The following is a 16788-nucleotide window of genomic DNA, read 5'->3' on the forward strand; positions in this document are numbered from 1 at the left end:
ATTAAGTTGAAAATAATTCAACAAATAAAAGTTAATTGACTCAGGCCACCCTCATAAATAGTATAAAATATACTTAAATGGAGGTTTTCATGTTAGTCATTAATGCAGAGTCAGTTCACCAGTCACTTAATTTTCCTGATCTAATCCATGCCCTAGATGAGACATTTTCTCGACCTGCAGGCATGCCACAACGCCAAGTCTTTAGTCTTGATAAATCTGCTAGCCATAGTGATGCCTTTGCCGTGCTGCCCTCATGGAATGAAAAAGCCATAGCCGTAAAAGCCTTTACTTATTTTCCGGGTAATCCTAAAAAAGATTCAAACCTTGCTAGTCTTTATTCAAAAATCTTAGTTTTTAGCCGTGAAACTGGCGAACCTCAGGCCTTAGTCGATGGAACCAGTGTTACCTTTTGGCGCACTGCCGCAATTTCAGCCTTAGGCAGCCGTTACTTATCACGCAAAGACTCTAGCAAGCTATTAGTTTTTGGTACTGGCAACTTAGCCTCATTTATGGCGTTGGCTCACGCTAGTGTTCGTCCCATTACCCAAGTTACCGTTTGTGGACGCAGCGAAGAAAAGGTTCGTAAAACGATTGAGTTAATTCGTAATAAACGTGCCGATATTGAAGTCATGCTCTGTACTGATCTAGAAAAAAGTGTCCGAGAGGCCGATATCATCAGTTGTGCAACAGCCAGCCCAACCCCGCTATTTGATGGCGATTGGGTACAAGCTGGCACACATACTGACTTTGTCGGTAATCATAATCACGACAGACGTGAATTCGACAATAAACTCATCCTAAAATCTTCTGTATTTGTCGACTCAAAAATCAATGTCTTTGCTGAAGCAGGTGAATTACTCCTGCCTATAAAAGAAGGCGTATTCGCATTTGATGATGTAAAGGGCGAACTAGGACAGCTTTGTAGCGCACAAATTAACGGCCGTACTAGCGAAAATGAAATTACTATTTTCAAGACAGTAGGAACGGCGCTGGCAGATCTTGTTGGTGCTCAACTTGTGTTTTCCAAACTAAGTTAACCGTCCCTAATTGGCGCTTTAAGTAGTGATAAATCCAGAGGAGCCAGTAGCGCTCCTTTTTATTTATCAGGTATATTGTTCAATTTAACTGCAAGTTAATCCACCAAAATTCAAATTTCCAGCTCTCGCCCTAAAATAATTGTGGTTGCATTTAAACCTTTTTATCTATTGGCTGTGTCTTATTAGTATTCACTGCGCACAAGGAAAATAAAGTGACAGCACAAATACAGGCAATAGAGCAGCGACCGCTTCTAGAACCTGAACTTATCGATAAAGCCAAGCTAGGTGATAAAGCCGCTTTTAAGCAGCTGTATCAGCTACACCACCAGCGAGTGTATGCCCTTTGCTTAAGGATCACTGGCCAAGTGCCATTAGCTGAGGAAGCGACTCAAGATTGCTTTGTCAGACTTTGGCAAAAACTGCCGCAATTTAGAGGTGAAAGCCAGTTCACAACTTGGCTTCATAGCCTCTGTGTTAATCAGGCGCTTTCTAGCGTAAAGAAGCATCGTTCATTTTGGTCACGCTTTGTTAGCAGCGATATCGATGTACATAGCGTTAGTGATGAATATGAAGACTTAGATAAAATCTTACTCAAACTACCAGAGCGAGCCAGAATTGTATTCGTACTGCATGCGTTAGAAGGTTACAAACACGAAGAAGTAGCCCTATTAATGGGAATCGCTACAGGCACGAGTAAAGCGCAATACCATAGAGCGCAAAAGTTACTAGAAGCAATAATAGATAAAGAACCAACAGATACAGGAGGCCACAATGACTAATACAAACGCTAAGCTATCGCAACTAATTAATCAGGCTCCTAAAGATATCGAGCCACAAAAAGATCTTTGGCATGATATTGAAAAACAGCTTGATAAGCCTGAATTCCACCAAGTACAAAATAATGCTAAACCATCACCAGTATTTAAACGCCTTGCTGTCGCGAGTATAGCCTTGATGATTGGCCTAGTTGGTAGCCATATGTGGCAACAAAAAGCGAGTTTATTAACACCTAAAGCACCATCAGCACTTTTGGCGACCCTTAGCGAAATAAAAAACCAGCATCAATTGCAAGTTGCGCAATTAACCCAGCACCAACTTACCAACTGGCAAGCCACTGAAATAGGCTTACCACTTGAAAAAGGTATCGAGCAATTGAGGAAAGCTGCAGAGCAGATCTATCAAGCATTACAACAAACACCTAACGACAAGGAACTATGGCAACTATGGCTTTGGACTCAACAACGAGAGATTGAATTACTCCGACAAGGCCAAACTTTGCCAGTTACCCCATTACCTCAAGGAGCTTAACCATGAAATTATCATTGAGCACACCACTCATCGCCGCAGCATTTATATTTAGTCAATCCGCAATTGCCGGCGAGGCTATTGAGCAGCAACAAAATGTACAGGCTAACCCCGCCGTAAAAGTAAAAGTACAACGAGGCAGCGTGACCTTTAAGTCTTGGGATAAAAATGAAATTGCGGTTAAAGGTACATTAGACGAACTCAGCGAAGGGTTTACCTTTACTGTCAACGGTAACAAAGTGGTGATAGAAGATACTTTACCCCGTCAATACAGTGGTAGTAATAGAGATGGCTCCGATCTCGTTATCACACTGCCAAATAAGCTTAAGCTGGATGCCGAAGGCGTATCTGCAAATTACACACTTGATAACTTAACTGGCACATTGGATGTCAGTTCAGTAAGCGGCAACATCAAGGCAAATGCGTTAGCTGATAAAACCCTACTACAGACTGTTTCTGGCGATATTTCCACCCGCAGCTTGACGGGTAAAACGAAGCTGCAAACCGTATCTGGAGATATAAAAGATACCCAAAGTTCGGGCGCGTTAAGCTACCAAATGGTCAGTGGCGAACTAACAGCCGATACTAAAGCAACCAAAGTCGCAATTGAATCTGTATCTGGTGACGCTACAATCGCATTAGGCAATGTGGATGTATTGTCAGTCAAAACCGTAAGTGGCGATTTAGAGCTTTCACTTAACGCCTTGTCGAGTCGAGCAAAACTTGGCAGCGTAAGTGGCGATATTGAAATCAAATTTATCGATAATACCGATGTTAGCTTTAATATTAATGGTGGCCCAGGCGGTAAGATCAGCAATAAGCTGACTAACGACAAAGTCAGTAAAGAAAAGTACTCTCCACAAACCTACTTGAAATTCCAAACAGGTAATGGCAACGCCGAGCTTAGTGCCTCAACAATTAGCGGCAAAATCGAATTACAAAAATAATAACACGCTAGCACGATAATAAATAAAGGCTGCAATGTATCATCAATGCAGCCTTTATCAGTTTTAGCGGCTTATTCTCGCCACAAACGGCTACTCCCCTGCCGTGCCAATAAATGAGATAAACTCCTTGGCAGCAGGACTTAAGCCACGGGCTTTTAAATACACCGCACCATAGTCCACTTTAATATCAGGCATATCTTTAACGTTTAATAGCACTAAGTGCCCAGCATTTAACTCATCATCAATTATCACTTGAGGTAATAAGCCAATCATATCGCTGTTATAAAGCAACAAACGGATAGACTGAAAAATTTCAAATCTCAGCAGACCTGAAAAAGCCGGACGACTCGTATCAAATAAGTCGCCAAATAAACTTTCTATTTCGTGGGTTGTAGCCCGAGGGATCGCTATTGGAAAGTCCTTTAATCTTGGCGTATAGAGGTTTTCCTCTCTCACTAAAGGATGATCAGGCCGACAACAAAAGACACCACTCGATTGACAATAATTAATCACTTCTAAATCATCGCGTTTATCAAAACCTGTAACCTTGGTTTCAGACACAAATAAATCTAGTTCTCCACGGGAAAGCAGCTCACTTAACTCGCTAATGTCTCGGGTGCGCAGCTCTACGCTGATCGAAGGAGAATGCCTTGAAAACTCGCTCAAAATCTCGCTTAAAATATTACTTGAGGCTAAAGTACCGCCACCAATTACCAGCTTACCGCTCGATTTACCGCTGTTAATTTTGATATCAGACTCGAGTAGATGTACTCGGTTCAAAATCTTATCGCTATGTTTTAGCACTAAGTCACCATGAAAGGTTAACTTTACGTGCCGTGAATCTCGAGTAAATAGTTGCACCCCAAGGTTCTGTTCCATCTTTTGGATACTGCGAGTCAATGACGGTTGAGTTATGGCTAACTTATCGGCGGCGACACTAAAGCTCTTGCATTCAGCCAACGCCACAAAGTGTTTGATATGCCTTAACTCCATATACCTCACCCAACAAAAATTAATTAATCTAGATAAATTCAAGCCCGCTGCAAGCTGTAACCTTTAACTGATAATAACAGTTAAAGGTTAACTCTCGATTAAACCAAGCCGGCTCGGCTGCCTACCAACCTATGCTAGATAACAAGTCGATTCAAGCTTGCCTCAATCAAAGTGTGACAACTTGTATCAAATGTAACCAACTCATTATGACTAGCCCTCAAAGCCCATAAATGTGCGCTTTATCAATCAAGATACGTCGTAATAAACAGCCTAATCTAAGTAAATAAACTCAGCCTTTACCTAAATACAGTCGTGTTTTCTGGCTAAAAAAAAGTGAAATACCTATCAGCTATACCTGCATTCATCGTAACTATTGGCCGCCAAAACAACAATTATTTAACAATTAAGCCGCACAAATACAACACAAAGGTAGGACAATGAAACTAAAAAAAATAAGTCTGATGACTATTGCGGCTATCTATGCCGCAAGTGCTGGCGCAGTGGCTGCATCTGATAATATGCGCAGTATTGAGATCACCGACGCTATCCTAAAATACAATGAAGAGCTCCAAAGTGGTAAAGATAGAGCCGGAAACACCATCAACCGCCCGAATAGTAACGGTAAAAACGTCCATCGTTCAATTGCGATCAACAAAGACAACAAAGTCCCTTTTAAGTACCAAGTAGGCCTTACTGGTGAACAAACCTATATTATTGAGTTAAGCGATAAACCCGTCTCTTTGTATAAAGGCGGAGTCAATCACCTACAAGCAACCTCACCTACTGTCAATTCTATACCAGCTATGTTAAACCCACGTGGTTACAACAAGTTAAACCTCAATAGCAGTGCAGTTAAAAGCTACCGTCAATATCTATCAGGCCAACAAGATAGCGTGATAAGCCAGATCTCAGGACAAGTCGGAGGCAATCTAGACATTAAAAATCGCTATACCTTAGCCTTTAATGGCTTGGCCGCACGTATGACGCAAGAGCAAGCTGCAAACGTTGCACAGCTTGCAGGCGTGCGTAATGTAAGTTTAGAGAAAAGGTATGAGCTACATTCAGATGTCGGTCCCGAGCATATTGGCGCAGACAAAGTCTGGACTGGCACTGCTGCCGATGACAAATATAAAGGTGAAGGTATTGTGATCGGTGTACTCGATACCGGTATTAATAGTGATCATCCCTCTTTTGCCGCTGTAGCCGGTGACGGTTACGTTCACACAAAGCCAGCCCGTTATGACAGCTATTTAGGAGATTGTGAAAAAACCGAATTCGCTAGTATGTGTAACGACAAATTGATTGGTGTTCGTTCCTATGAAAGCATTACCAGCAGTTACCTAGATGCAGCTTTTCAACCTGATCAACCCTCTTGGAATATCACCGACCCTAAACGTCCGCAAAATGGTGAAGACTATAATGGTCACGGCTCTCATACCGCCTCAACTGCTGCAGGTAATGAGCTGTTCAATGTTGACCATGTTGTTGGCTCACCAGCCGAAACCGGTGATGGAATCGCAACAGGGCTTAAATTCGATAAAATATCCGGTGTCGCTCCTCGCGCTAATATCATCATGTATCAAGTCTGTTATCCCGGCGATGGCAGTTATGGTGATGGCTACGGCGGTTGTCCCGGCGCAGCATTACTTGCAGGTATTGAAGATGCTGTAGCTGACGGGGTTGACGTCATCAACTATTCAATTGGTAGTCCATACGGCACGTTCCCCTGGGATGACCCAATGGAAATGGGCTTTTTAGCAGCCCGAGAAGCTGGGATCTCTGTGGCTGCATCAGCTGGTAATTCATATTCACCGCGACATGCTAGCCAAGCGCGTGGTGCCATTGATCACTTCTCTCCTTGGCTCACTTCAGTTGCGGCAACCACCCATGGCCGTGAAATTGCCGTTGAAGGCAAAATGATTACTGCAGCAATAGGTGGCGAGCAACCCTTCCCCGATCTTGAGGGCGGTGGTATAACCGGAGAATACACAGGGCCAGTCATTGAGGCTAAAGCCTACGGTAGTGAATTTGAGAAATGTAACGAACCTTTCACTGACGGTTTTTTTGATACTGATCCACAAGGAGCTGCATTTACCACAGCGCCAATCGTTATTTGTAAACGAGGCGATATTCCAAGAGTGACTAAAGCGAGTCATGTTCAAGCCGGTGGTGCGGGCGGCTTTATTCTGTGGAATTCAGGTTACGCCGATCCAATTCATAACGATCCCTACAGCATTCCCGGAATTAATATCGACAATGCCAGTTACAAGGGTAATTATGCCAACGGTTATTTTGGGCTAGAAGATTGGTTAGCAGCAGGCAGCGGCCACACCCTGACAATCACAGCTTCCGAAGTGGTATTAAATCAAAGAGCGGCCGATTATGTTGCCGACTTTTCCTCTAGAGGCCCCAACCTCGAAGCCCCAGATGTGATGTCACCTAACCTTGCAGCTCCTGGTGTAGATGTTTATGCCGCATGGGCAGATGAGATGCCATTTAGCACTCAAGGTATGCCAGCAGATTATGCGGCGATTAGTGGTACCTCAATGGCAGCTCCCCATGTTGCTGGCGCTATGGCTTTACTTACTCAATCGCATCCAGAATGGACTGCAGCGCAGATCCAATCAGCGTTAATGACAACCGCATCATTAGACAGTGCCACACGCTCGCGAGATGCATCGCCTTTTGATCCGGTAACTGCAGGATACAGCGACGCTGGTAGTGGGGTGATACATGTGGCCCGCGCAAATAATGCAGGTTTATTGTTAGATGAAACCTCTGACAATTATCGCGCAGCAAACCCACATAACGGTGGCAATATCCATACTCTTAACTTGCCTTACTTCTACCATGACAGTTGTGCTGGCACCTGTAGCTGGATGCGCACAGTAACGGCTACGGAAGATGGTACTTGGACTGTAGATGCCCAAGCTAGCCACATTGATGGCGCACCAATGCTCGAACTTGAAGTATCACCAAAGAGCTTTAGCCTTAAAGCTGGAGAGTCACAAGCAATTAGCCTAAAGGCAAAAGTGTTAGAAGTTGAAGCCATTGGCGCTGATTCGTCGAGCCTACAACTTACTGGCTCGGTCAAGTTAACTCCAAGCACCGCTGGCACACCGCAGCAGCACTTACCTGTGGGCGTGCGCTATAGCGGTGACAATCTGCCATCAGAAGTCACCGGCGTTATTCACCGTGAACAGGGACACACCTTAACGCCAATGCTAAATACAGCTGAAATTCAGTCGTTAAACTCACAAGTATTCGGCCTAAGCAAAGGTGAAACTTTTAACTACGCTCTACCTCGTGCAGAAGCACGTCTCTACTCAGACGGCTTAACCGTGCAAGAAATTGAAGATGGCGGTGCCAAGGTTATCTTCTTTGATGTTCCAGAAGGTACTAAGCGCGTCGTGTGGGAAATGCTGTCAGCACCTAGACACGCTTACACCTCTATCGATATAGGAATGGATATCAACCAAGATGGCGAAATCCAATGGATCGACGAAGCCTTGTGTTACTCGTATACCGATAATGGGGACTTTTGTGCCATCAATGCACCGACTCCAGGACGCTACTGGGCAATTGTAGCCAACTGGAAATACGATTATGAAGATCCAAAAAATGTTGCAGACGAATTTGCCGTGAGCTTAGGAATTGTCAGCACATCAGATGAATCTAACATGACCATAGAAGGCCCTGCATCAACAGATGGCTTAACTCCTTACCAATTGCAACTGAACTACAACCTGCCTGACGCACAAGATGGTGATATCTATTACGGTGTTGTAGGGCTTGGTAGTGATGAATATAACACAAGCAACTTAGGTGATTTTGCAGTTAAGTTTAAACATATGGGTAGTGATACACAACTCACAGCCTCGCAAACCGCAGCTAAAGTGGGCGATATTATCGACTATGTCATTGAGTTGGCGCCAAACCTACTCGGCGCAGAGCGAGACTTTACCCTAAACACTGCAGTTCCCGCAGGTATGGCAATTATTGAGGAATCAATTATTGTTGGCGGTGTAGGCGAATATCAACAAGGATTAACTGTCACTGAAAACACAATCAACATCAGTGCTAGCCAGCCTTCCTCAAGCGATATGAAACGCCACTATGTGTTTACGACCAACCTAGACGACGCAACATGTAAAGTTCCTTATGGTGACGACGAAACCTTCTACGATCTGCCGTTACAGGGTTATCAAGACTTGGGTATTTCGGGGCTTTCAAACCAAATGCTGTACATTCCAATGGCTGAAAATGGCCTGCCGCATGTACCGCTATATGCCAACCCTGAAATGTACGCTCAAAACGTATTAGGCATCTCACCATTCGGCTATGTACAGCTTGATCAAAACCCAGAGTTTTGGAACTTCAACCAGCCGTTTACCGATCAGTTCCAAACGTTCCCAGACACAGTGATTGCGCCATTGTGGCGTGGCGATGTCAAGATGCCTCAGGGCATGATTGACTGGGAAACATTCCGTTATAAGAATGTGGTTTATGGCGTAGTAACCGATGATCACTATATCTTCCAGTGGGACGGCGGTGAGGAATGGAATAGCTTCTTAGTCGGTAACTCAAATCCTGATCCAGACGCTAAGTTCAATATCCAAACCATAATCTCTACGGGAATTAGTTTCGATCCTGAAACACCAGAGATGATCTTTGCCTATCAAACACTGAAATCAGCAAACAGCCACTTCGGTTCGATTGGCTTGCATGGCTTCTGGGGAGAGCGTGGTGCATTTGGTCCATCATTTGGATATCTAAACGATGGCTTTGCCTATAACGATGTTGACCAAAAAGTCAGTGAAGGAACCGTAGTCTGTGCTGATTATCGCGGCCCAGAACAAACTGCCGTATCACTGAAGTTTTCAGCTCGAGTATCTGCATCGGCAATTGGTGGGGAAAATACTGTTTCAGTTGATACTCAATATGCAGACTCTGAGTTAGTTACTGTTAGTCATACCCTTGAAACACCAAGCAACATTACTTTGGCACCATTATCAGATATGACAATGGAAGAGAATACCACTCTTGAAGGCCTAACAGTGATGTACAACGATGTGAAGGGCACCACAAACGGCATTATGGTCAGTGGCGATAACATTACTGCGACGATTACTGGCGATAGTTTTGCCATTACTCCGGATAGCGATTGGAATGGCACAACTGAAGTCACCGTAACAGTGCATGATATGGCTTATCCGTCAGACCAAGCCTCCACCCGCTTTATGCTTACGGTTAATTCTGATGGCGTAGACCCTACCCCTCCACCAGCAGAAACACCAGATGAACAACCTGAATCTGACTCAAGTGGTGGTAGCTTAGGCTTCCTAGGGCTTGCGTTGCTTGGCTTGTTAGCGGGTAAGCGTAGAAAACAGCACTAAGTGATATAAATAAAACATTTCTTGTCTAATTTTTGACTATTACTTGTCATTGGGTCCTTGTTATGAGGGCCCTTTTTTATGGCTTTAGCTAAATAAATTAAACACTTGAGGTTGATAACATCTGCTGTAAAAATCGTTTCGCGGCAATACTTTCTTGAGTCCGCAGCATCACCACGCTAAAGCATACATTCAATTTAGGCATGTCTGTTGGCGTAAAAATATGCAACTCCTTTCTCACGCTTTCATCCAATAATGCAACCTGTGGGGTTAAAGCCAACATTTGCGAATGTTGAATGGCACCAATAATTGGCGGAAATGCATCGTAATGTAATAAGCCTGCAAAATCGCTACGATACTGAAAAAACAGATCGCCAAACATATCAACCACACCAGCAGGTAAATTCCTAGGGATCGCTAACGGATATTGACGAATATCATCTAAAGATAACTGCTTTTTTAAAGCTAAAGGATGATCTTTTTTGGCACAAAAAACGGCATTATAAGAAGGCAAGTTAAAGCTTTGCACTAAAGCTTCATTGCCAATTTCCTCACCTTTAACGTCCGTCACCAATAAAGACAATTTACCTTGCAGCAATTTACCTAAATTATGCTGCCAAGTGCCCTCTTCAAGCTCAACATGTACATCGGGAAACTTATCGATAAACCGGCCAATCATGGGGCCTAGAATCGTATTTGCAGGTACAGGACTAGCACCTATAGCTAAGTGACCACTGCTTTTACCTTGCAGATATTGCAATTCTTTACGCAAGGTATCTACACCCTCAATAATCCCCTCGCTATGGCTAAGCACCAATTCACCAGAGGCCGTTAAAGACATCGCTTGGTGTCCACGGATCAATAACTCCGCCCCCAATAAGTCTTCTAAGCGCTGAATACTGCGGCTCAGCGACGGCTGTGCCAAGTTTAATCGCTGTGCTGCTTTCTGATAATTTCCCTCTCTCGCCAGCACTGTAAAGTTTCTTAAATGTCTAAATTCAATCATGACTCTTCCATAGTCAGGCGTTAACAGGTTTACAACATACAGTTGTTAAATTTCTTGAACAAGACACTCGATGTTACAACTTGTATCCCATCGCATGCAAAAAGCGTATACATAGAAAAATCATAAGCAACTGTAAAGTAAGAGTTAAATATTAGGGCAACCTAAACTGCATACAAAATACGCATTGAGTAATACGCAAAACGCATTAGCCGTTCATGACTTGCAAACGATAAAAAAGTACTGCGAGAGCAACATTTTCGCAACAATAAATAACAAGGAATGGACCATGAAACTCAAAAAAATTAGCATCGTTACGCTCGCTGCGTTATATGCTACAGGAGTGGGAACGTTAGTTGCTAACCCCCTATCCTTAGATACCCCAAATGGTGGCAATAGCGACCTCATTGGTATCAAACTTACACCAGAGCAAGTCGAACAATATAAAAATAAGCCCAAGCATCCTGGAGTAAATCAAGCGCAACGCCCTGGTCAAGTTGGCATGAACGTGCACAGAGCCGCTAAAGGAAGTAGCCACAAAGCACCTTTTGTTTGGGAGGATGAAATTGAAGGTGAGCATACTTATATTATTCAATTGATGGACTCACCCATCGCACTTTACCAAGGTGAACGTCCAGATTACGCCGCAACATCACCGCGTAATAAGCAGCCTTCAATGCGCAGCAATGAGCGTTTTGGTACGATTGATGTTAATAGTGATGCCGTTAAAAACTATCGCAATTTCCTAACTGAAACCCAAGATTTAACCGCTAGCCAAATTAGAGCCGTGGCACCAAAAGCTGAAATTAAGCGTCGCTTTAATGTGGCACTTAATGGTATGACCATGTCATTGAGCCAGCAAGAAGCGGCAAAAGTGGCAGATCTGCCCGGCGTTAAAGCCGTCACGCGCGCAAAAGAATATAAACTATTTACCGATGTAGGTCCTAAGCACATTGGTGCTGATATGATTTGGCAAGGTAACGGTGTACCTGATAGTGTTGCAATGCGCGGTGAAGGTATTGTTGCCGGTATTATTGATACTGGTATTAACTCTGATCATCCATCATTTGCAGCAGTTTCTGGCGACGGCTACGTCCATAGTAATCCACTAGGCGAAGGCAATTTTGTCGGTGACTGTGTTGATTATCCAAACATGTGTAACAGTAAGCTCATTGGTGTTCGCTCATACGACATCATTACTGATACCTTTAAAGATCCCATTTTCCAACCAGATATCCCAGAATGGGAAGTCGACTACAAACGAGCACCAACCGGCGAAGATTACAACGGTCACGGCTCCCATACCGCTGGCACTGTCGCGGGTAACGTATTAAAAGATGTCGCATACCAGCTAGCGGGTATGGAAGAAAAATCCGACGGCTTCGATACCCCACTCGTTTTCCCTGAGATCTCAGGTGTTGCACCACGTGCTAACATCATCGCGTATCAAGTTTGCTACCCTGGTGGTGGCTCGTTTGGTGAAACTTATGGTGGTTGTCCAGGTGATGCACTAGTGGCTGCTATTGAAGACGCGATTATTGATGGTGTTGATGTTATCAACTTCTCAATTGGTGGCCTTGAAACACTGCCTTGGTATGACGCTATTGAAATGGCATTCTTATCTGCTCGTGAAGCAGGTATATCAGTTGCAGCTTCCGCAGGTAACTGGGGCCAATATGGTCCATCTTATATCGACCATGTTTCTCCTTGGTTAACCTCTGTTGCAGCCAGTACCCATAGTCGTCAAATTGAACCTATCGCAGGTCGTATTAGTGACTACGTTGGTGACAATGCTCCTGATGATATAGAGGGGTACGGGATCACTGGAGACTTCACTGGTAACTTAGTCGATGCAGCCAACTTTGGTGATGGTCTCTGTTTACAACCATTTGCAGAAAATACTTTCAACAGCGACGATATAGTACTTTGTAAGCGTGGTGATATTGCCCGCGTACAAAAAGGCATTAACGTTGCTGAGGGTGGCGCAGGTGGCGTCATTCTTTATAACGCAATCTCTTGGGATGACGGTCAAGGCGGTAATAGCCTTAACTTAAATCCATTCCCAATCCCAGGTATGCACGTTGATTATGCCGCTGGTAATGCATTGGTTGACTGGGTTGCTAATTCAACTAATACGCCTCAAATCAGTATCTATGAGTCAGAAATTGCTGCAACAGAGCGTGAAGCCGATATTCTCGCTAACTTCTCTTCTCGTGGCCCAAGTACAACTAACCCCAATACTATGGTACCTAACGTATCTGCGCCAGGTGTCGATGTATTTGCTGCTTACTCAGATGAAATGCCATTTAGCTTATACCCTGCACCGAGTGACTACGTCGCGATTAGTGGTACCTCTATGTCTGGCCCGCATGTGGCGGGGGCACTAGCCTTGCTAACGCAGGCGCACCCTCAATGGACTCCAGCAATGATCCAGTCAGCATTAATGATGACTGCGCAATCAGGTAAAGCTTATAATAACGACTATCCAGCAACGCTAGAAACCGCTAATTTCCATCAAATGGGTAGCGGTGTTATCAATGTCGCCCGTGCTGTAAAAGCCGGCCTAGTGATGGATGAAAATGGTGACAACTACCGCGCAGCTAACCCTATGGAAGGCGGTGATGTAACGGCACTAAACGTCCCTTATCTAGTCAATGCAGAATGTAAAAGCACTTGTACTTGGATGCGTACCTTTACCGCCACTCAAGATGGTGAGTGGACCCTTGATACTGAAGTCCTAGATATGGACGGCGCGCCGTTCTTAGAGCTAGATGTGCATCCAAAGACCTTTATGGTTAAAGCGGGTGAAACACAAAGCATCATGGTGACCGCAAAAGTACTTGATGTAACATCGGTAAACGCAAGCTCTGCCAACCTAGATCTATTTGGTAAGGTAAACCTAACTCCTGCAAATACAGCGATTCCAGACCAGTACCTGCCGGTTATAGCCAGCTTCAGTGGCTCAACACTGCCAGAAATCGTATCAGGTTTAATCCACCGTGATAACGGCACTATGCTAACACCTGAACTCATGACGAAAGAAGTCGCGGATCTGAACGTTAAAGTTCACGGTTTAACAGCAGGCGATGTGATTGATAGCCAGTTAAGTGCCGCTTATATCGACTTCAAAGATCCTGAAACCTTAGTGGATAACCCAGGTATAGAAGTGCGCTTCTTTGACGTACCAGAAGGCACTGCACGTATAGTTTGGGAGCAAGTATCTCAAGATAAAGCTGCTGCAACTTCGCTAGATATCGGTATGGATCTCAATGAAAATGGCATGGTTGAATGGTATGACGAAGCAATTTGTTATTCATTTACTGATGTTCAAGATTATTGTGCGATTAATAATCCTGTTCCGGGCCGTTATTGGGCAATGCTAGGTAACTTTAAACGTCCTTGGAGCGATATTGAAGAAGATACACTCGACACCATCACAACGAGCTTAGCTGTGATCCCAGGTGCAGATAGTGGTGACCTTAGCGTAACAGGTCCACAAACCACTAACGGTATCGATCCATATAATCTAACCATGAACTGGTCACTCGATGGCGCTAAAAAAGGCGACCGTTTTTACGGTTTAGTTGAAGTGGGTAATAGTGCTGACAATGTCGGTAACCTTGGTAAGATGGCGCTTAACTTAGTCCATGCCGGTGACGATCTGATGATTAGCACCAGCCAGCAGCAAGCTAAAGAAGGTGACATTGTTCAAGTGAACGTGCAATTGGCACCAAACATGTTAGGCCTTGAGCGTGATGCGAACATGCAAATTGCACTACCAGACGGCTTGCAGCTAGTCGCTGACTCAGTAATGGCAAGCAGTAATAACCAAGACTTGGCTGACTCACTTACTGTTGAAGGTAATCAAATTAACCTTGCAACTATGCAGCAAGCCAGTAATACACAAGCACGAGAGTACCAATTTACCACCAGCGAAGATGACCTAACTTGTCGCGTTCCTGTAGGTTCAAATCCGTACTACTTAGACCTGTACAAAGAAGCTAACATTGAGCCAGAGTTTGCTATTAGCGGCCGAGCCAATGAAATTCTAACGATCCCACTTAGCCTGTTTGGTATCGATAGGATCCCACTTTATAACAACAACCCTGACTACATGGAAGATGATGTTCTATCAATCTCACCAGGTGGTTTCATTCAGTTAGACAGCATGCCACTATTCTGGTCATTGCACTTCCCAATGGATGGGCAATTCTTCCCAGATACCGTAATTGCTCCACTATGGCGTGGTGATGGTATGAGCATGCCTGAGTTCAACATGGACACAGAGTCATACGATGGTGTTTCGCTTGCGTCAACCACTGACGGTCGTTACTTAATTGTAGAGTGGGACAACATGCGCCAAGAGTTCGCCTTCGGTGTTAACTTCGACCCCGACTACGATGCCCGTTACAGCTTTGAGCTACTTGCCTCAACCGAGCTTAACTTTGCAGCCGGTGAGCATGAGTTTATTTTTGCCTACGATAAAATGAACGGTAAAAAGTCACACCTAGGTTCAATCGGCCTGCATGGATTCCACGGTCCACGCGGCACATTTGGCCCTGCTTATGGCTATAGCGGTTCGAGCTTTGCTTTCGATGATGTCGATGAGAAAATCTCTGAAGGCCTAGTAGTTTGTGCTAACTACTTTGGTCCAGAGCAAACTGCCATTGATCTTTCATTCTCTGTACGTGTTGGTGCAGCTAGCGTAGGTCAAGAGCTACAAATCTCTGTCGATAGCGACTACTCAGGCAGCGACACAATCACGACTAGCACAGCACTTAACGTGCCATCAAATCTTGCGATTGGTGCATTAAATGACATGAGCGTTGATGAGAACAATAGCATCAGCTTTGAAGTGATGATTCAGGATAAAGAAAGCACAGCTAATGGTATTCAAGTGGTTGCAGACAACGTGGCCGCAACAGTTGAAGGCAACATGGTTACGCTTACACCTGACACGGATTGGCACGGCGAAACTATGGTGAGTGTAACAGCCCACGATATGGCTTTCCCGAACGATGCTGTCACAACTAACTTTATGCTGATGGTTAATTCTGACGGTAAAGAACCTACAACGACAACCACTCCAACACCTGAAGTTGTAGAGCCTGAAGATACTTCAAGCGGTGGTAGCTTAGGTTTCTTAGGTCTTGCATTACTTGGCTTATTTGCTGCGGGTCGTAAAAAACTGCATTAATACCAAGATTTTTAGAGCACTAAGGTTAAGTAAACGTTTTCATTGTTTTCACAACGCTTAACCTTATTTTCTTAGGCCCTCAAATGAGGGCCTTTTTTTACATCACTAGATGCTACTTAACCGACTTGATTTCGGCATCTGTTAAATAGCGCCACTCACCTAGCGCTAAATCAGCATCAAGCTCAATAGCACCCACGCTTTCACGGTGCAGTTTAGTCACCTTATTACCCACAGCAGCAAGCATGCGCTTAACCTGATGATACTTACCTTCAGTAATAGTCAAACGTGCTTGGTTTGGCGCTAAAATATCAAGTACTGCTGGCTTAGTTAAGCCGTCTTCATTATTAAGCTGTACACCATCGCTAAACTGCTGCACTAAATCAGCTGTTAATGGCTCAGCAGTTTCTAATAAATAGCGCTTGCCGCACTCTTTCTTAGGCGAGGTGATTTTATGTGACCATTGGCCGTCAGTGGTGATCAGTACCAAACCAGTCGTGTCAGCATCTAAACGACCCGCAATGTGCAAGTCTTCAGGGCGAATAACATCCAATAGACTAATAACAGATTGATACTCTTCATCAATGGTTGAGCAAATCGTATCAACAGGCTTATTCAGCATGATAAAGCGCGGACCAATAATGGTTAGCAGTTCACCTTCAAGGCGAATTTCATGCTCATCAGTGACTTTAAAACCTGAGTTTTTAACCACTTCGCCATTACAAGTAACATCACCGCGGTGAAGCGCTTTTTTAGCAGAAACACGAGAGTGTGAAGTCGATTCACAAATAAATTTATCTAAACGCACAGTAAAAACTCAGCTGATATAACCATAATGGCCGACATTATGAGGCCAGCGCCGCCAAAGGGCAAAGTTTTGCTTGAACAAGCAGCAACCTCAGGCGTATCTTGGTAT

At 44.2% G+C, this 16788-nt stretch carries 9 protein-coding genes; 6 read left to right on the top strand and 3 right to left on the bottom strand.

The features are described from left to right. The first annotated feature begins 89 nt into the window (after positions 1-89). The 4 genes from lhpI (at position 90) to AB4298_RS00065 (ending at position 3289) form a co-directional block, all read left to right on the top strand. Positions 90-1037, top strand: coding sequence for a bifunctional Delta(1)-pyrroline-2-carboxylate/Delta(1)-piperideine-2-carboxylate reductase (gene lhpI, locus AB4298_RS00050; RefSeq protein WP_371985327.1), 948 nt, complete (start codon positions 90-92; stop codon positions 1035-1037). A 212-nt stretch (positions 1038-1249) separates the two neighbouring features. Beyond that, positions 1250-1816, top strand: coding sequence for an RNA polymerase sigma factor (locus tag AB4298_RS00055; protein ID WP_371985328.1), 567 nt, complete (start codon positions 1250-1252; stop codon positions 1814-1816). Then, positions 1809-2345 (top strand): hypothetical protein, encoded by a 537-nt coding sequence (locus tag AB4298_RS00060; protein ID WP_371985329.1) that lies wholly within the window; start codon positions 1809-1811, stop codon positions 2343-2345. Before AB4298_RS00055 ends, AB4298_RS00060 begins: the two co-directional genes overlap by 8 nt. A gap of 2 nt (positions 2346-2347) precedes the next feature. After that, positions 2348-3289, top strand: a complete 942-nt coding sequence (locus AB4298_RS00065; RefSeq protein ID WP_371985330.1) for a DUF4097 family beta strand repeat-containing protein — start codon at positions 2348-2350, stop codon at positions 3287-3289. 90 nt (positions 3290-3379) lie between these two features. Here the strand turns inward: AB4298_RS00065 and AB4298_RS00070 are convergent, their stop codons facing one another. Beyond that, positions 3380-4282: a LysR family transcriptional regulator gene (locus AB4298_RS00070; RefSeq protein WP_249000867.1), complete on the bottom strand. Its 903-nt coding sequence runs from the start codon at positions 4280-4282 to the stop codon at positions 3380-3382. 437 nt (positions 4283-4719) lie between these two features. Between AB4298_RS00070 and AB4298_RS00075 the strand changes: the two genes are divergently transcribed. Then, positions 4720-9678 (top strand): S8 family serine peptidase, encoded by a 4959-nt coding sequence (locus tag AB4298_RS00075; RefSeq protein WP_371985331.1) that lies wholly within the window; start codon positions 4720-4722, stop codon positions 9676-9678. Positions 9679-9775: 97 nt separating this feature from the next. On the opposite strand, the gene AB4298_RS00080 is transcribed toward AB4298_RS00075, so the two are convergent. Then, positions 9776-10681 carry a LysR family transcriptional regulator gene (locus AB4298_RS00080; RefSeq protein ID WP_249000869.1) on the bottom strand — a complete coding sequence of 302 codons (906 nt, stop codon included), beginning with the start codon at positions 10679-10681 and terminating at the stop codon, positions 9776-9778. 286 nt (positions 10682-10967) lie between these two features. Here AB4298_RS00080 and AB4298_RS00085 point away from each other — a divergent pair, with 286 nt between their 5' ends. Beyond that, complete coding sequence (locus AB4298_RS00085) at positions 10968-15875, top strand: S8 family peptidase (RefSeq protein ID WP_371985332.1); 4908 nt, start codon at positions 10968-10970, stop codon at positions 15873-15875. A gap of 112 nt (positions 15876-15987) precedes the next feature. Here the strand turns inward: AB4298_RS00085 and rsuA are convergent, their stop codons facing one another. Next, entirely contained in the window at positions 15988-16680 is a 693-nt protein-coding gene (gene rsuA / locus AB4298_RS00090) for a 16S rRNA pseudouridine(516) synthase RsuA (protein WP_249000870.1), read from the bottom strand. Positions 16681-16788: the final 108 nt, after the last annotated feature.

It is taken from the genome of Shewanella sp. 10N.261.52.F9, assembly GCF_041471165.1.
In the GTDB taxonomy this organism is placed as follows: domain Bacteria; phylum Pseudomonadota; class Gammaproteobacteria; order Enterobacterales; family Shewanellaceae; genus Shewanella; species Shewanella marinintestina.